The sequence below is a fragment of the Halomonas sp. DP4Y7-1 genome, from assembly GCF_019800705.1.
In the GTDB taxonomy this organism is placed as follows: Bacteria; Pseudomonadota; Gammaproteobacteria; order Pseudomonadales; family Halomonadaceae; genus Halomonas; species Halomonas litopenaei_A.
This window is the reverse complement of the sequence record NZ_JAHVKS010000012.1, coordinates 1-18,046: the sequence shown is the minus strand read 5'-3', so window position 1 is coordinate 18,046 and position 18,046 is coordinate 1. Positions and strand designations below refer to the sequence as shown.

8 protein-coding genes are annotated in these 18,046 nt (G+C 62.2%); 5 read left to right on the top strand and 3 right to left on the bottom strand.

The annotated features are described in order from the left end of the window. Positions 1-179 precede the first annotated feature (179 nt). Positions 180-602, bottom strand: a complete 423-nt coding sequence (locus KUV72_RS18435; protein WP_206938128.1) for an acyl-CoA thioesterase — start codon at positions 600-602, stop codon at positions 180-182. A gap of 316 nt (positions 603-918) precedes the next feature. On the opposite strand from KUV72_RS18435, the gene KUV72_RS18430 reads away from it, so the two are divergent. The 5 genes from KUV72_RS18430 to KUV72_RS18410 are packed head-to-tail and all read left to right on the top strand — an operon-like array spanning position 919 to position 6,908. After that, entirely contained in the window at positions 919-1,869 is a 951-nt protein-coding gene (locus tag KUV72_RS18430; RefSeq protein WP_222239350.1) for a recombination-associated protein RdgC, read from the top strand. Then, positions 1,866-3,035 carry a 1-acyl-sn-glycerol-3-phosphate acyltransferase gene (locus tag KUV72_RS18425; protein ID WP_206938124.1) on the top strand — a complete coding sequence of 390 codons (1,170 nt, stop codon included), beginning with the start codon at positions 1,866-1,868 and terminating at the stop codon, positions 3,033-3,035. Before KUV72_RS18430 ends, KUV72_RS18425 begins: the two co-directional genes overlap by 4 nt. Continuing rightward, on the top strand, positions 3,032-4,201 hold the full coding sequence (locus KUV72_RS18420; protein ID WP_315857944.1) for a cation diffusion facilitator family transporter: 1,170 nt from the start codon (positions 3,032-3,034) through the stop codon (positions 4,199-4,201). Before KUV72_RS18425 ends, KUV72_RS18420 begins: the two co-directional genes overlap by 4 nt. Positions 4,202-4,220: 19 nt before the next feature. Further along, a complete protein-coding gene (locus KUV72_RS18415; RefSeq protein ID WP_222239349.1) occupies positions 4,221-4,934 on the top strand; it encodes a transglutaminase-like cysteine peptidase in 714 nt (237 codons plus the stop codon). A gap of 45 nt (positions 4,935-4,979) precedes the next feature. Beyond that, entirely contained in the window at positions 4,980-6,908 is a 1,929-nt protein-coding gene (locus tag KUV72_RS18410; RefSeq protein WP_222239348.1) for an EAL domain-containing protein, read from the top strand. Positions 6,909-7,058: 150 nt separating this feature from the next. Here the strand turns inward: KUV72_RS18410 and KUV72_RS18405 are convergent, their stop codons facing one another. Further along, on the bottom strand, positions 7,059-7,391 hold the full coding sequence (locus KUV72_RS18405; protein WP_206938103.1) for a tryptophan synthase subunit beta like protein: 333 nt from the start codon (positions 7,389-7,391) through the stop codon (positions 7,059-7,061). Between the two features lie 182 nt (positions 7,392-7,573). Then, positions 7,574-18,037 carry a VCBS domain-containing protein gene (locus KUV72_RS18400; RefSeq protein ID WP_222239347.1) on the bottom strand — a complete coding sequence of 3,488 codons (10,464 nt, stop codon included), beginning with the start codon at positions 18,035-18,037 and terminating at the stop codon, positions 7,574-7,576. Positions 18,038-18,046 lie beyond the last annotated feature (9 nt).

Sequence of the window (18,046 nt, the reverse complement as noted above, 5' to 3'; positions counted from 1 at the left end):
GTCGTCAAGTCCTTTGCACAGCAACAGGTAGGCGCGTCACGCAGCCGTGACAAGGCGCACAAATACAGCCACGTAGCATACCACCCTTGGTGGCTATAGCGCAGCGTCTGTCATTGCTTCCAGGCACTTGTCGTCATTTCTTCAGCGGCTCGCAGACGCCAATGGCGCAGCAGGCAGCGTCAGTCCACTACCACCAGCGCCGCCAAGGCATCACGCAGCTCTCCATCGATGGTCATTGCCTTGTTGCTGGCGACATCGAGCAGAACAAAGGTCAGCTCAGCGCGGACCACCGTGGCACCATCCCGCTGTCGCAGGATCTCATGGTGCATCTTGGCACTGCGCCCACCCAGCACCGACAGACGGGTTGCCACCTCGAGGCGATCCCCCGTCACCGCCGCTTCGCGGTAGTCGACGTTCAGATTCACCGCAACGAAGGCGATGTCACCGGTCGCCAGGCGCGACATCAACGCCGGATGACGGTCGAAATAGTCCCAGCGCCCCTCCTCCATGAACTCCAGGTAACGGGCGTGATTGACGTGGCCATAGCCGTCCAGGTGGTAGCCACGCACGGCCACCGTCACCTTGCCGATCTTGTCCTGCATGCTGCTCTCCTTGTCGATGTTCCGCTCAAAGAGGGTGTCGATACCTCAACGTCGATAACAAGACGCCGACACCCAACATTCAAACTACTGTTTGATACTGAGCGCTGTCGAGCCTGCTGGCAATACCGCCCCCAAAGAGGCAGAGGCGAAGCGGCGCTTCGCTGCTACGCTTGCCTTCGATACAGGCCTCACCGCTGCATCATTTTCACCCTAGGCCGCCAGCGTTGGCGCAATCGCGACCGACCTGAGCGGGTCACTGGCACCCGAGAACACCATTCGCCATAATGTGCCTCCTTTTCGACCCGAGAATTGCTTCATGTGGTTCAAGCACTTGCACCTCTATCGTCTGCACGACGCCAGCACACTGGACAGCGAGCAGCTGGAAACAGCCCTCGCTGAACAGGCTTTTCGTCCGCTCGGCAGCAGCGAGGCTCGCCGCAGCGGCTGGACAGCCCCCGCCGGTCGTGGCAGTGATCGCTACCTGCACGAATTGCAAGGCCAGCGGCTGATGACCGCCCTGCGCCAGGAGCGCATTCTGCCGGCCTCGGTCGTGAAGGAAGAGGTCGAGGAGCGGGTCGAGGTCATCGAAGGCCAGGAGAGCCGCAAGCTGCGCCGCCAGGAAAAACAGGCGATCAAGGAGCAGGTCTACGAAGAGCTGCTGCCCCGCGCCTTCGTCCGCAGCCAGAAGACTGACCTTTGGTGGGACACCCGGCGCAACCTGATTGCGGTCAACAGCTCCAGCCGCAAGCGTGCAGAAGAGCTGTTGGACCTGTTGCGCGAAACCCTGGGAAGCCTCAAGGTGACGCCGCTGGCGGCCCAGACCCTGCCGATTCGCGCCATGACCACCTGGCTCAATGACGCCTCATCGCGTCCCGCTGATATGCTGTTGGGTGATCAGGTGGAGCTGAAAGCCAAGGGCGACGATGGCGTACTCAAGGCACGCCAGGTGGACCTGGACGGTGACGACATCCAGCAGTTGCTGGAAGGTGGACGCCAGGCCAGCAAGCTGGCACTGGCCATGGAGGGACGTCTGCGCTTCGTGCTGCATGACGACCTGGCCGTCAAGTCGCTGGCCTTTGATGATGCCTTGATTGATGAAGCCAACCAGGCCGATGACGGCGACGATGCCGTTCTGCGGATGGAAACCGACTTTATTCTGATGGCACAAACACTGGGTGACAGCGTGGATCGCCTGATTGACTGGCTGGGCGGTGAAGCCCAGAGCAACTCCGTTACGGCTACTGACCTGACTGCGACGACAACATGACTTCGAATGCTGAGGCCGGGCAGGATCCCTGGCACGACATACGCCCTTATCAGGATGACGAGGTGGCGGCGACGCTTGCACGCCTGTCAGAAGACCCTGAGCTGTTGACCGCGTTGACGCGTTATCGCCTGCCGCGTCTCTCGCGGCTGATGCCTCGCGTCTCCCGCGCCCTGGCCAGCTGGGCGATCAAGCGTGAGACCCGCGATGTGACCAGCGTCGCGCAATTCCAGCAGCGCATCGCCAGCTACATGCAGCGCATGCTGCGCACCTCCACCGACGACTTCCGAGTGGATGGCCTCGACGCGCTGGATGCCGACACGGCCTATCTGTTCATCGGCAACCATCGCGACATCTCGCTGGATCCGGCCTTCGTCAACTATGCCCTGTACCTGGCAAACCGCAATACGGTGCGCATCGCCATCGGTGACAACCTGCTCAAGAAGCCTTATGTCACCGACCTGATGCGCCTGAACAAGAGCTTCATCGTGCCTCGCAGCGCCCGCGGCAAGCGCGCCATGCTGCAGGCCTACCTTCAGCTCTCGAGCTACATTCGCCACTCGATTCAGGACGACAACCACTCGATCTGGATGGCCCAGCGCGAGGGCCGCGCCAAGGACGGTATCGACCGTACCGATCCGGCCATTATCAAGATGATGACCATGGCCCATCGTGCCGACAACCGTCACGCCCCCCTGGGCGAAGGCGTCGAGGCGCTGCGCCTGGTCCCGGTGGCCATCAGCTACGAATACGACCCTTGCGATATCCAGAAGGCCAGAGAACTGAAAGCCGTCAGCGAGGATGGCGGCTACAACAAGAGCGAATTCGAGGATATCAGCTCGATCGTGGCGGGCATCACTGGTCACAAAGGCCGCGTTCACCTGCGCTTCGGGACGCCCATCGACCGCAGCTTCGACACCCCCGAGGCCGTGGCAGCCGAGATCGATCGCCAGGTGCTGGGCGACTACCACCTGTTTCCCAGTCATTACCTGGCGCTCGAGGCCCTGGGCACGCACCCGGACCTGCTCGACTTCTCTGAGGTCACCGACGCCGACCGGGAGCGCTTTGCACAGCGATTGGCGCAGGTGCCCGACGACCTCAAACCCTGGTGGCTGGCACAGTACGCCAATCCGGTCATCAACTGCGCGGGGCGAGAGATCGCGCCGTGAGCACCCCCTCCTCGCCGGCACCCCGTCGTTTTTACTGGACGGCTCAGGGCGTCACCCTGATTGGCGCCGGCGTGGACCTGGTGGTCGGCGTCATGAAGCTGATCACCGGGATGATCGTCGGCTCTGCCGCGCTGATTGCTGACGGCATCCACTCCTTCTCCGATATCGTGACCGATGTCTTCGTGCTGGCCGCCACCCACTACGGGCGGCAGGCGCCGGACCGTGATCACCCCTATGGCCACGGCCGCATCGAGACACTGGCGACGCTATGGCTGGGCGGCGTGCTGATCTTCGTCGCCGGTGCGATTGCCGCCTCCAGCGTCGAGCGTCTCCTCGACGACCAGCTCGCCACCGCACCAGGGGCCACCGCCATTGGTATCGCGGTGGTATCGCTGCTCGCCAAGGAAGCAATCTTCCACTATTCGCTGCACGCGGCACGGCGGCTGGACTCGGCACTGCTCGAGGCCAACGCCTGGCACTCGCGCACCGATGCCCTCTCCACCCTGGTCGTGCTGGTCGGTCTGATTGGCGGACAGTTTGGTGTGGGCTGGATGGACGCCGCAGCCGCCATCCTGGTGGGCCTGATGGTCGGCTGGGTGGGGGGACGACTGATGTGGCAATCCTCCCGGGAATTGATCGATACCGCACTTCCAGCAGAAGATGAACGGCAGCTGCGTCGACTGGCCGAATCTGTGCCAGGGGTCACGAGCGTTCACGACCTGCGCACTCGCCGACTGGGCAGCGACGTGGTGCTCGACCTGCACATTGTCGTGGCGCCCAGGGTCACGGTGTCGGAGGCCCATGAGATCGGTAACGCCGTCAGCCGTGAGCTGCGCCAGTCCTCGCGCCGATTGAAGGACGTGACCTTCCATATTGACCCAGAGGACGATGAAGGCCTGATTGCGCACAGTTTGCGACCAGGCCTGCCGCTACGGGCAGAGATCGAGCAAATCCTTGATCAAAGATGGGCAAAACATCCCGCCTGGCGCCGACGTCTCGCGCTGAACCTGCACTATTTGGATGACCGGGTAGATATTTCGTTGTACGTTGACTCTCAGATCCATCATGACGACCTTGATGAGTTAGCTCACGAATTATGCCGAGACCTAGCCCCTCTCCCCTGGGTGGGACAGCTGACGCTGTGGCAAGGCCCAGGAAAGGCCTGACCACGGCCCGGACCCTGTCATGACCTCACCCGCGTCGACCGACGCCTCTGTCTCCCGCCGCAGCGTGCTGCGCTGGCTGGGACTGGGCACTGCGAGCCTGCTCGGCGGCGGCCTGCTGTCGACACCTGAGCCGGCGGGTGCCGCTCTGGACCACGCCAGAATGCGCTCGGCCATGAGCGCAGAATTTGGTGCTCAAGGGGTGCAGGTGCTGGAGGAGTGGCTAAGCCTGATCAACCGACTCAGGGGTGCCGATATCGCGACTCAGCTGCGCGAGGTCAACGACTTCTTCAATCGCAAGGTTCGCTGGCTCGAGGACCGCACCATCTGGCGCCAGAGTGACTACTGGGCCACCCCGCTCGAGTCGCTTGGACGCGGTGCCGGCGACTGCGAAGACTATTCGATCGCCAAGTACGTCACGCTCAAGGAGCTGGGCATCCCGGTCAGCAAACTGCGCATGATCTACGTACGTGCCAGGCTAGGACGTAGCCAGATTACCCAGGCCCATATGGTCCTGGGGTACTACGAGACACCAAGCGCCGAGCCGCTTATCCTCGACAACATCGCCGCCAGCGTTTCTCGCGCCAGCCTGCGAACCGACCTGGACCCGCTATTCAGCTTCAATAGTAGTGGCCTGTGGGCAGGAGGCTCCACGCAGTCGCGCGCCGACCCCCTGGCCCGACTTTCGCGCTGGCGTAATGCGATTGATCGCATGCGCCGACAAGGGATTCAATAACCCCATGCCCTATCTTCCGCTTCACGCTTATCTAGAGACGCCGCCATGTCGTTGATCAAACAACTCTGGCTCGCCATCATCGTCATCCTGCTGATCGCTCTGGGCGGCAGCCTGCTGGTGGCGGTGACCGGCAGTCGTGCCTATATCGAACAAGAGCTCGAGATCAAGAATACCGACAATGCCAATGTGCTGGCGCAGGCCATGAGCAATGCTCCCAATCAGGATCTTGTGGGCATTGAACTGATGATCTCGGCGCAGTTCGATACCGGTTACTACCGCAAGCTGCAGCTGGTCGACGGCGAAGGACGGCCGATCATTCAGCGCGTCTCGGAAGTGGCGGAAGACCATAGCGTTCCCGGCTGGTTCCGCCAGCTGATCTCCTTCGATGTGCCCAGCGGCACCGCCGCGGTTCAGGACGGCTGGACCCTGCTCGGCACCCTGGAGGTGGACAGCACCCACGCCTTCGCCTATCAATCGCTGTGGCAAAGCACGCTGCGCATGGCCGGCTGGTTCGTCGCGGCCGGTGCACTGAGTCTACTGATCGCCTATATGCTGGTGCGTCACATCAGCCGACCGCTCAAGACCGTCACGCGTCAGGCTCACGACATTGGCGAGCGCCGCTTCACTATTGCTCCGCTACCGCGCACGCTGGAACTGCGCGAGGTGTCGGAAGCGATGAACCGGCTGTCGGAAAGCGTGCGTGAGATGCTGGAGCGTGAAAGTGAACAGATCGATCGACTGCGGCGGCAACTGCTGCACGATGCCATCACCGGCGCCCTGACCCGCGACGCCTTTATCGACCGGCTCAGCTACAGCCTGGAGCAGGACGGCGAGTCCAGCTACGGCATCATTGCACTGATTCGAGCCACCGACCTGGCCGCGCTCAACGAGCGCCGCGGCCACCTGCACACCAACGCCGTGCTCAGCGACCTGTGCCAGCGCCTGACGGCCATCGCCGATGCCCATGGTGAAGGTTATGTGGGCCGCCTCAATGGCAGCGACTTTGCCCTACTGCTGTGCGGCAACGTCGATGAAGCCTGGGCACGCGAGCGCCTGAGCGACAACCTCTCCGCCCTTGCCGAACAGAATGCACCGGTGCTGCGTCTGCCCGCTGCTCTGGGCACCTATCATCATGGTCAAAGCCGCACCACGCTGATGTCGGCATTGGACGGCGCCTTGTCCATGGCCGAAACACGCCCCGGCCAGGCCATTGAAACCTGCCGCCACGCCGAGCAGGCCGCTCTCTACCATAGCCGCGCCGAATGGCGTTCCGCCCTGGTCGAGGCCATGGAGCACGGCGTCCTGCTGGGCCAGTACCCGGTACTGGATCGCCAGGGCAGCCTGCTTCACCACGAAGCGCCGGCACGCCTCAATATCAAGGGCGAGTGGCGCCAGGCGGGCACCTTCATGCCCTGGATCGCACGTCTGCGCCTGCATGACAGCCTGGACATCCGGGTCATCGATACTGCGCTTGAGACCATTCACCACCACCGTCAGCCGCTCGGCATCAACCTGTCCCACGCTGCCATCACCCAACCCAACGTGGTCATTGCCCTGCAGCAACGACTGAGTGCACGCCCAGACTCGGCCCCCTTCCTATGGATCGAGGTGCCAGAATCCATTGCCAGGGCTGATCTGGAGAGCTTCCGCTACCTGTGCCAGTCGCTGGCGCCCTTCGGCTGCCACCTGGGCATGGAGCACGTCGGTGCCGCCTTCCGCCAGCTCGGTGACCTGCGCGATCTTGGCCTGTCCTACATCAAGATCGATGCCACCCTGTGTCGGGGTGTTTCCCACCGGCCAGAGCAGCAGACCATCCTCAGGGGCATGGCAACGCTGTGTCATTCGCTGGCGATCAAGGCGATTGCCGAAGGTATCGATGAAGATGAGGACATCGAGACCCTGTTCGAGCTAGGCCTCGACGGCGTGACCGGTCCCGCCGTCTCGGCCCGTGCAGATGCAGCGTCAGGGCGCTAGACGGCTCGTCGCAGTGCCATCGAAGGCCTGACTACACGCAGGCCTTGCTCTGACAAACGGTCCGCACGAAGCCACCAGAGCGCAACACACCACTAGGCAGCAACAACAAGGCCACCTGAAAAGGTGGCCTTGTTGTTGCGTACCGCGCTGTTAGATCAGAGGGTCGTCATCGCCGCCCACCAGATCCACGTCGTTGTAGCGACGACGCAGTGACTGGCGATCCATGATCTTGCGACGCGCCGCCTCAGGGAGATCGGTAAAGCTGATCACCCCCTTGTCCATCAGCAGGTCCAACACATCCTCAAGTACCCGCACAAACGCCAGATCAGACGCGTGAAACTGCGACTGCTCATGGCGCGGGCTGCCGTCAGACAGGAATGCCAGCAACTCCTGGTCATCCGGTGCCATGAACTCGTCGCAGATAGCCGTTGGCTCTCGGCTCACGCAGACAAGCTTACCTTCCCCGTCACGCTGGACGTACATGCCGCTTTCTCCCTGTTCTTCGTTGATCGAGCATATATCAACTTTCTCTTGTGCCCCAGCTTCTGACCTCACTCTTCAGGGGCGCTGCTCGATTCTCGTTAGGGCCCCACGGATGGGGCCCCCTCGACCTGCAACTACTGACGACTGTTGACTGTCCCGTCGTCTCCCGCCAACTAGCGTAATCAGACGTCCAGCTGTCCCTGGTTCAGCAGCTGGGTCAAGAAGTCTTCGCCCGACTGCCCTGACATGCTCGCCCCTTCCAGGGTAATCAACTGATCGGCATTGGCATTATCGCCAGCCAGCCCACCGTCGCTCTTGATGTACAGCACCACGTCATCACCGTCCTGCTCAGCGTGGATGAAGTCGTTCAGCGACTGCTGATCATCACTTGCATCGAAGCCTTGCAACAGATCGCTCAGATCCAGCACATCGGCCTCCGGATCGGTGCCAGGCGCCGTGCCCGCTGCCGCGACATGGAAGTCCGCGATCACGTCATCGGCGGCAGCGCCTGCCTCGCCCTGGTCACCCAGCACCCAGGCGAAGGTGTCGGCACCGAGTCCACCCAGCAGCAGATCGTCACCCGCACCACCCAGCAGCAGGTCATCGCCATCCTCACCGTGCAGGGTGTCATTGCCGCCCCCGCCGATCAGCACGTCATCACCCTCACCGCCTTTCAGGGTGTCGGCGCCACCATCCTTGCGCTCGGTGTCCAGAAGTTCGCGATAATGATCACGAATATAGTTCAGCACCTCATCCTTGCTAGGCGCCTCACCCGAGGGCTTTCCGGCGATAGGCGGCTCACCGGTCTCAGCCAGACTACCATCGTCCTGCAGGCGCACATCCGAAGTGCCCCACGTCAGGAACTCATAGAGGCCCTGGTAGCCAAGACCGTCATGCTCACCGGCATCGAAGCGCTCTCCGGTATCGCCATTGACCCAACTCAAATGGTCACTATTGACGGTATCCCCGAATATGAGGTCATCACGGGACGTCCCGTCGATGGTGTCACTCCCCAGCGTCTGGAGACCGGTAAAGGTATCACTCCCATCCAGAACCGCATTCAGCTCATCGGCCGAATTGACGATATTCACTTGCCCCTTCTTGGCTTCGCTGGTCCTAAGGTTGACGTAGATGTCGGAAATACCGAGAGCCGTATTTGAGAAGTCAGCGTTGGTCACACCAAACTCGAGGCGATAAGTCCCGGCCTCCCGGATCCAGGAAGTCCCCTTAAGGGCCCAGCCACGGCTTGAGGCAAGCGTTTCGGTCTCCACATCGACCCAGTTACCGGAGCCATCAAGACGCTGCAGCGTGAAGCGCGCACTCTCACCGGCAGTATAGCTAGAGTTGGCATAGACAAACTGGATCTGAGCGTAGTTGCTGAATCCATCGAGGATGAAACTATCGCTCGTCACCACGGCTTCGCCAGGTACACTACCTGTTTCCAGACGCAGATAATCCACGCCGCCGGAGTTTGTTACTTCGCTGGCTTTGCCGGTCGCAACACCGGAGTATGTCCAGGCATCTTCGACGTCATCGAGAAGATGAGACGCCTCGCCATCGGGGCTATCGAAGTCCGCCAGACGATACTGAAGTGCCACCTCTCCGGACACCACCGGGATGTCGCTTTGCTCAACCACATTGGTGTTGTCGAACAACCTCAACAACTCTTCATTGATGCCATTGCCAATGCCGATCGCCTTGACCTGGCTGATATCGGACAGGCCTTCATAGGCCTCCAGGGCACGTATCACGTCGATTTCGTTAGTGGTTCCTCCCGAACTGGTACTTGTCCCATAGACGGTAGGATTGCCATCGGTCACGAAGTAGCTGACATTTTCGTAGTCATTGTCCTGATTGAGGAACCAGCCACGTGCTGCGTCGAATGCCACCTCATAATTGGTGGCACCAGTGGCGCTCAGGTTATTGACGTAGTCGATCAGTTGCTGAACCTCATTGGCATCCAGTCCAAGATCGTCGACATCTTCCAGATCGGCACCATAGGCAAAGGGAATGATTGCAATATTTACCGCCCCTTCGTACTCGGCCAACTGGTTGATCAGCCTTTCGATTGCCGCCTTGGCGACCGAAATCCGGGTGCTGCCATCCTCCGCCTTGCCTGACTGCATGCTTCCAGAAATATCCAGCATTATTGCGACGTTATAGTTGGTCGCCGGCTCGATTTCCGTGTAGGTCCCGCCCTTGTCACCAACGATCACATCGTCACCGGCAGACCCGGTATGAGTATCACCGTCGTTGGTGCCGACAAATAGCTGCGACGGAGGCGCTCCCGAGACAATGAGGGAACCCGTGGCGCTGTCGCCATCTCCATCGACACCGGTCAAGGCAAGCTCAACCTCGAAGCCCGAGCTGCTGTCACCAAGCCGATAGTCCATATCTCCCAGGGTAAAGGGTGTATCGCTACCCCCCACCACCTCGATCCCCTCAAGCCCGCCATCCGGGCTGAGTTCAAACGACCAACCATCCTTCATGCCGTCCAGGATCAGGCGACCAGCCCCATCGACGCTTATGGTCACCTTGTTGGTAACGTCGATGCCGGTCTGATCGAGAATGCGCACATCGTCCACAGTCAGACGGAAGTCACTGCTCGCCCCTTGGGCCGGTGAGCCACCGCCCGCACCGTCTGCCACATAGTCGATGGCAGCGACGGTCACCACGGCCTTCGCATTATCCCCATCGACGTGGATGGTCTGGCGCACTTCAGCTACGCGCTCATGCCCTTGCCAGCTCGGCTCTCCCGCATCCGAGAATGCCAGGCTGTCCAGGAAGCTGATGCGAATGGCTTCATTGCGCTCGATACCTGAACTCGTGCCACCCGCCACGCCGATACCGCCATCAAGTGGCACGATGCCGAGTTCATTGGGGGTGGAATACAGAACATCGTTATCAGTTTCATCATGTTTGTAGTTGGCACCGTGGTAGCGAACGTCACCCTGAAGGTCCAGATCCGACACTTCCACATGTTCGGTGCGCCCGTTGCTGACGTCGCCATCGCTGACCTCAAGACGGTAGCTGTCGCCCGCAGCGTCCAGCACCACGCTGAAGCCGATGGTGCCATCCGCCGTCACAGCGTCAAGCTGAGAACCGTCAGCGGACATGCGATAGGTCAAGGCTTCACCTTCGAAGTACAGCGGCTGACCATCGGTGTCCGTGGCGACCTGGCCATCCATGCCGGCAAACACCACATTGGATACGCCATCTGCCCCTGCGGCGTCGGCAAAGTCGATGCTGCCACCGCCGCCATCCCTCAGGGTAGCGGTCTGCGCCGAGAACGCCTCAGGGCTGTCGTCATTGATCAGCACCTGGAGCGCCCCATCGGCAGAGCTGCCGTCACCGTCGGTGACGCTGTAGCCGATCTTGAACGCCAGGACATCCTCACTCTCACTGTCAGGGTGATCCAGCGGCTGATGCAGGGTCACTTCGTAGGCACCGCTGGCGACATCCGTCAGCGCCACGCTCAGCACCAGCGCCCCGGAGGCATCACGGCCTGTGAGCGTACGTCCATCGTTGCTCAGGCCATAGCTGACCGGTTCCCCGCCAGAGGATACGTTCGGCAGTCCCGACAGGCTCCAGGCAAAGGCGTTCTGGCTGGCAGCACCGTCCGCGCCGAAGGAGTAGCCCAGTGTACCGCTGACCACGGTGGCCTCACCCGCCAGGTCACCGACGCCGCCAGCGATACCGCCCGGCAATCCGTCTTCATCGAGCAGCGCCTTGTCGATAGCCCCCTCGGGTCGAGAATCCGCAGCCACATTGACCGTCAAGGTGGCCTCGCTGGTATCTCCATCGGCGTCGACGATGGTGTAGCGAATGACGACGGTTCCCTCTACCCCAGGTCCTGGCGTGAAGGTCAGTTCTCCGGTGCTACTGTTCACCGTCACCCGACCGGCAGACTCGTGTCCAGGCGCCAGTGCAGCCGACTGCAGCACAGCACCATCTGCTCCGCCAATGTCATTGGCCAGCACATCAACGGTGACCGCGGTGTCCTCAGCCGTGGCGGCCGTGTCATCCACCGCCTGCGGCACGTCATCCACAATATTGATGCTGATGCTGGCACTGGCCGTATTGCCGTGGGCATCGGTCACGCTGTAGTTGAAGGTCTCCTGGGCGGTCAGCGTGTTGCCGCCATTGTCCGCCTGGCTCCCGGTCACAGCACTGATCAACGTATAGGTAAAGGAACCATCGCTACTGATCACCAGTACGCCATGATCCCCCTCGATCCGCGCTTCGGTGTAGCTCAGGCCATCTCCCTGGGCATCGGTTGCACTCAGCTGCCCGGACACGCTGTGACTACCGCTGCCGGCGTCGCTACCAGCGGCGAGACCGGCCTCGCTGACCGTTGCTGTCGCTTGATTGGCGGTCGGGGAACCGTCCGTCACCACAAACTTGACGTTGGTCTGACTCGTGTCGCCGTCTGCGTCACGAATCACGTAGGTCACCACTTCTTCATAGCTGGCGTTGGCTTCCGCAGTGTAGGTATAGCTACCGTCGGCATTCCACGTCAGCTGGCCACGCAGCCCGCTGGTATCGATCGACACCACCTCGGCACCATCTGCGCCCTGCACGTCGTTGGCCAGCAGCCCATTGTCGGCCGTGGTCGTCAGCGATGTGCCTGACTGCAGCGCGGCCGGTGTGTCATTGACGGCCTGCGGTACGTCATCAATCACATCTACGGTGATGGTGCCGGTTGCCGAGTTGCCCTGGCTGTCGGTGACGGTGTAGGTGAAGCTCTCTGCATCGTCCACCGGGTTGTCGGAGGACGTCACTGGCTTGGTCAAGGTGTAGGTGAATGAGCCATCGGCACGGATCACGATGTCTCCGTACTCCCCTTTGATGGTCTCCGCCTTGAAGGTCAGGGTGTCGCTCTGGGGATCCGTCGCGACCAGCTGCCCGGTGACCGTCGCCGAGCCATTCCCCGCCTGGGAGCCGCCATCCAGGCCTGCTTCATTGACCTGCACGTTGCTGGGCTGGGTGCTCGGCACGCCATTCTCAACCTGGATGGTCAGCGTAGCCTCGCTGGTATCACCATCTGCATCCGTAATGGTGTAGCGCACCACTTCGGTGTAGCTGCCGGACTCCGTCGCGGTGTAGACGAAGCTGCCGTCGGCGTTCCACTCGAGGCTACCTTGCAGCGAGGAAAGGTCTACCGCCGTCACTCTGGCGCCATCCGCTCCCTGATCATCATTGGACAGCAGTCCTTCGGTGGCGTCTTTCGACACAACCTGCGAGGACTGCACACCGTCGACGCGATCATCGGCAGCAACAGGCGCGGTATCCAGGATCTGGATATCCAGGCTATCGCTGGCGGTATCGCCTTCGTTGTCGGTCACCACAATCGCGAAGCTGTCGACGATATTGTCGTTGGCCGCGTTGTGCTCTGCAGGGCCTCCGGTCTCGGTGTAGCTGTAGCTGAACTCGCCCGTCGCGGCGTTAAAGCCAGTGATGCTCAGGGTTCCCTGGGTGCCCGTGGTGATGACCACAGGGTTCGCCTGGGTGGCACCGGTGACATCAACGCCTGCCACCGTTACACCCGCAATGCCCGCGCTGCCGCCCACGGTGAAGGTGCCGGTGACGGTCTCACCGCTATCCTCTTCCACGCTGTTGTCGGCGCCGGTCACGTTCCCGTCGCTGTCGGTCACGGTGATGGTGGGCAGGTCATCTTCCTGGCCGTTGATGGTCAGGGTCAGAGTGGTGCTGCTAGCGTCGCTGTCGGCGTCGGTCAGGGTGTAGGTGAACACCTCGGTGACCGACTCGCTGCCGTCCAGCCCCTGTACCGCCGGGTTGGCGTTATCCAACGCGTAGCTGTAGCTGCCATCGGCTGCGATGGTCAGGGTGCCGTACTCGCCCTGAATCACCAGTTCACCATCCGCATTGGTGGTGGCGGTGTTGCCGTTGGCGTTGTCGCTGGTCACCGCGGTGACCGTGGTGGCATCGGCTCCCAGGGTGTCAGCACCAGTTCCGTCAGACACCACGTTGCCAGAGACGGACGCCGTGTCTTCGGTGATGGCGTTAACGTCAGCCACGGCCTGCGGTGCGGTATCCAGGATCTGGATATCCAGGCTGTCGCTGGCGGTGTCGCCTTCGTTGTCAGTCACCACGATCGCGAAGCTGTCGACGATATTGTCGTTGGCCGCGTTGTGCTCGGCCGGGCCGCCGGTCTCGGTGTAGCTGTAGCTGAACTCGCCCGTCGCGGCGTTAAAGCCGGTGATAGTCAGGCTGCCCTGTCCACCGGTGTTGGGGATGCTCACCGGAGTGGTGAAGTCCGCTCCCACCAGCTCCACACCACCGATAGTCACGCTGGCCACACCCGCGCTGCCGCCCACGGTGAAGGTGCCGGTGACGGTCTCACCGCTATCCTCTTCCACGCTGTTATCGGCGCCGGTCACGTCACCGTCGCTGTCGGTCACGGTGATGGTGGGCAGGTCATCTTCCTGGCCGTTGATGGTCAGGGTCAGAGTGGTGCTGCTGGCGTCACTGTCGGCGTCGGTCAGGGTGTAGGTGAATACCTCGGTGACCGACTCGCTGCCGTCCAGCCCCTGAACGGCCGGATTGGTGTTATCCAACGCGTAGCTATAGCTGCCATCGGGTGCGATGGTCAGGGTGCCGTACTCGCCCTGGATCACCAGCTCGCCAGCCGCATTGGTGGTGGCGGTGTTGCCGCTGGCGTTGTCGCTGGTCACCGCGGTGACCGTGGTGGCATCGGCTCCCAGGGTGTCGGCACCGGCATCATCTGTAGCACCGTCAATGACGTTGCCAGAGACGGAGGCCGTGTCTTCGGTAATGGCGTTAACGTCGGCTACGGTCTGCGGCGCGGTATCCAGAATCTGGATATCCAGGCTATCGCTGGCGGTATCACCTTCGTTGTCGGTCACCACGATCGCGAAGCTGTCGACGATATTGTCGTTGGCCGCGTTGTGCTCTGCCGGACCCCCGGTCTCGGTATAGCTGTAGCTGAACTCGCCCGTCGCGGCATCGAAGCCGGTGATGGTCAGCGTTCCCTGGGTACCCGTGGTGATGACCACAGGGTTCGCCTGGGTGGCACCGGTGACATCAACGCCTGCCACCGTTACACCCGCAATGCCCGCGCTGCCGCCCACGGTGAAGGTGCCGGTGACGGTCTCACCGCTATCCTCTTCCACGCTGTTGTCGGCGCCGGTCACGTTCCCGTCGCTGTCGGTCACGGTGATGGTGGGCAGGTCATCTTCCTGGCCGTTGATGGTCAGGGTCAGAGTGGTGCTGCTGGCGTCACTGTCAGCGTCGGTCAGCGTGTAGGTAAACACCTCGGTCACCGACTCGCTGCCGTCCAGCCCCTGTACCGCCGGGTTGGTGTTATCCAGCGCGTAGCTGTAGCTGCCATCGGGCGCGATGGTCAGGGTGCCGTACTCGCCCTGAATCACCAGCTGACCATCCGCATTGGTGGTGGCGGCGTTGCCGCTGGCGTTGTCGCTGGTCACCGCGGTGACCGTGGTGGTATCGGCTCCCAGGGTGTCAGCACCGGCATCATCTGCAGCACCGTCAATGACATTGCCCGACACGGACGCGGTGTCTTCGGTAATGGCGTTCACGTCGGCTACGGCCTGCGGTGCGGTATCCAGGATCTGGATATCCAGGCTGTCGCTGGCGGTGTCGCCTTCGTTGTCGGTCACCACAATCGCGAAGCTGTCGACGATATTGTCGTTGGCCGCGTTGTGCTCGGCCGGGCCGCCGGTCTCGGTGTAGCTGTAGCTGAACTCGCCCGTCGCGGCGTTAAAGCCAGTGATAGTCAGGCTGCCCTGTCCACCGTTGTTGGGGATGCTCACCGGAGTGGTGAAGTCCGCTCCCACCAGCTCCACACCGCCGATGGTCACGCTGGCCACCCCCGCACTGCCGCCCACGGTGAAGGTGCCGGACACGGTCTCACCGCTGTCCTCCTCCACGCTGTTGTCGGCGCCGGTCACGTCACCGTCGCTGTCGGTCACGGTGATGGTGGGCAGGTCATCTTCCTGGCCGTTGATGGTCAGGGTCAGGGTGGTGCTGCTGGCGTCGCTGTCGGCGTCGGTCAGGGTGTAGGTAAACACCTCGGTGACCGACTCGCTGCCGTCCAGCCCCTGGACGGTCGGGTTGGTGTTGTCCAACGCGTAGCTGTAGCTGCCATCCGGTGCGATGGTCAGGGTGCCGTACTCGCCCTGGATCACCAGCTCACCAGCCGCATTGGTGGTGGCGGTGTTGCCGGTGGCGTTGTCGCTGGTCACCGCGGTGACCGTGGTGGCATCGGCGCCCAGGGTGTCGGCACCGGCATCATCTGCAGCACCGTCAATGACGTTGCCAGAGACGGACGCGGTGTCTTCGGTAATGGCGTTCACGTCAGCTACGGCCTGCGGTGCGGTATCCAGGATCTGGATATCCAGGCTATCGCTGACAGTGTCGCCTTCGTTGTCGGTCACCACGATCGCGAAGCTATCGACGATATTGTCGTTGGCCGCGTTGTGCTCTGCAGGGCCGCCGGTCTCGGTGTAGCTGTAGCTGAACTCGCCCGTCGCGGCGTTAAAGCCGGTGATGGTCAGGGTTCCCTGGGTGCCCGTGGTGATGACCACAGGGTTCGCCTGGGAGGCACCAGTGACATCAACGCCTGCCACCGTTACACCCGCAATGCCCGCGCTGCCGCCCACGGTGAAGGTGCCGGTGACGGTCTCACCGCTATCCTCTTCCACGCTGTTATCGGCGCCGGTCACGTCACCGTCGCTGTCGGTCACGGTGATGGTGGGCAGGTCATCTTCCTGGCCGTTGATGGTCAGGGTCAGAGTGGTGCTGCTGGCGTCGCTGTCGGCGTCGGTCAGGGTGTAGGTGAACACCTCGGTGACCGACTCGCTGCCGTCCAGCCCCTGGACGGCCGGGTTGGTGTTATCCAGCGCGTAGCTGTAGCTGCCATCCGGTGCGATGGTCAGGGTGCCGTACTCGCCCTGGATCACCAGCTCACCAGCCGCATTGGTGGTGGCGGTGTTGCCGGTGGCGTTGTCGCTGGTCACCGCGGTGACCGTGGTGGCATCGGCGCCCAGGGTGTCGGCACCCGCATCATCTGCAGCACCGTCAATGACGTTGCCAGAGACGGAGGCGGTGTCTTCGGTGATGGCGTTCACGTCGGCTACGGCCTGCGGCGCGGTATCCAGGATCTGGATATCCAGGCTGTCGCTGGCGGTGTCGCCTTCGTTGTCAGTCACCACGATCGCGAAGCTGTCGACGATATTGTCGTTGGCCGCGTTGTGCTCTGCAGGGCCTCCGGTCTCGGTGTAGCTGTAGCTGAACTCGCCCGTCGCGGCGTTAAAGCCAGTGATGCTCAGGGTTCCCTGGGTGCCCGTGGTGATGACCACAGGGTTCGCCTGGGTGGCGCCGGTGACATCAATGCCAGCCACGGTCACACCCGCAATGCCTGCACTGCCGCCCACGGTGAAGGTGCCGGTGACGGTCTCACCGCTGTCCTCCTCCACGCTGTTGTCGGCGCCGGTCACGTTCCCGTCGCTGTCGGTCACGGTGATGGTGGGCAGGTCATCTTCCTGGCCGTTGATGGTCAGGGTCAGAGTGGTGCTGCTGGCATCGCTGTCGGCGTCGGTCAGGGTGTAGGTGAACACCTCGGTGACCGACTCGCTGCCGTCCAGCCCTTGGACTGCCGGGTTGGTGTTGTCCAGGGCGTAGCTGTAGCTGCCATCGGGTGCGATGGTCAGGGTGCCGTACTCGCCCTGGATCACCAGCTCACCAGCCGCATTGGTGGTGGCGGTGTTGCCGCTGGCGTTGTTGCTGGTCACCGCGGTGACCGTGGTGCTGTCAGCACCCAGGGTGTCGGCACCGGCATCATCTGCAGCACCGTCAATGACGTTGCCAGAGACGGAGGCCGTGTCTTCGGTAATGGCGTTAACGTCTGCTACGGCCTGCGGTGCAGAATCAACGACGTTGACGGTCACCTGGGCCGTGGCACTGTCACCGTCAGCCTCGGTCGCAACAACTCCGATGCCGCTAATAGAAAGCGAGTTCGCCAGCGCATCGGCCACCTCATGCGGGAGGGCCTCGCTGAGTTCAGCGGTAACCCGCACGATACCGTTCTCACCCGCTTCCACTGACGCTGGAGCAGCAAGGGACAGGGTCACCGCGACAGCAGTGCTACCACCCAGGCGGCCTTCGAGCTGGCCATTCGCATTCGCTGTCCATACCAGCGTCTGCCCTGGCTCCAGCCCAGCGGTGGTAATGCCTGACACGCTGCCGTCTGTTGCAATATTGGCAAACCTGAAACTGGTCAGGTTGTCGCTGCCTGCAGTGAAGGTCAGCACACCAGAGTCCTGCTCTGCGCCGCCGATGGTACCCACTTCGTCCAGCGTAAGATCCAGGCTCTCGGTTGCCGGATCATCGTCGCCACTGGTGACAGTGACTGTCGGGCCAGTGCCGTCGGTGATGGTAACGGTGTGGCTGTCGGAAGCGGTGTCACCATCGCTATCGACGGTCTCGATGGTGAAGTTGACCGACGGGCTCTCTGCCTGGTCGAGGTTGTTGTTCGCCTCGAAGGTCCAGCTGCCATCGCGACCAACGGTCAACACGCCTTCGGCGGTATTGAAGGTCACGACGTCGGTGTCGGCGTCGCCCAGTGTCAGCGTCTCGCTGCCCACGCTGACGGT

Bases quoted from the DNA above. Each gene is read 5' to 3' on its own strand.
- KUV72_RS18435 (WP_206938128.1), bottom strand. From the start codon at position 602: ATGCAGGACAAGATCGGCAAGGTGACGGTGGCCGTGCGTGGCTACCAC.
- KUV72_RS18430 (WP_222239350.1), top strand. From the start codon at position 919: ATGTGGTTCAAGCACTTGCACCTCTATCGTCTGCACGACGCCAGCACA.
- KUV72_RS18425 (WP_206938124.1), top strand. From the start codon at position 1,866: ATGACTTCGAATGCTGAGGCCGGGCAGGATCCCTGGCACGACATACGC.
- KUV72_RS18415 (WP_222239349.1), top strand. From the start codon at position 4,221: ATGACCTCACCCGCGTCGACCGACGCCTCTGTCTCCCGCCGCAGCGTG.
- KUV72_RS18410 (WP_222239348.1), top strand. From the start codon at position 4,980: ATGTCGTTGATCAAACAACTCTGGCTCGCCATCATCGTCATCCTGCTG.
- KUV72_RS18405 (WP_206938103.1), bottom strand. From the start codon at position 7,391: ATGTACGTCCAGCGTGACGGGGAAGGTAAGCTTGTCTGCGTGAGCCGA.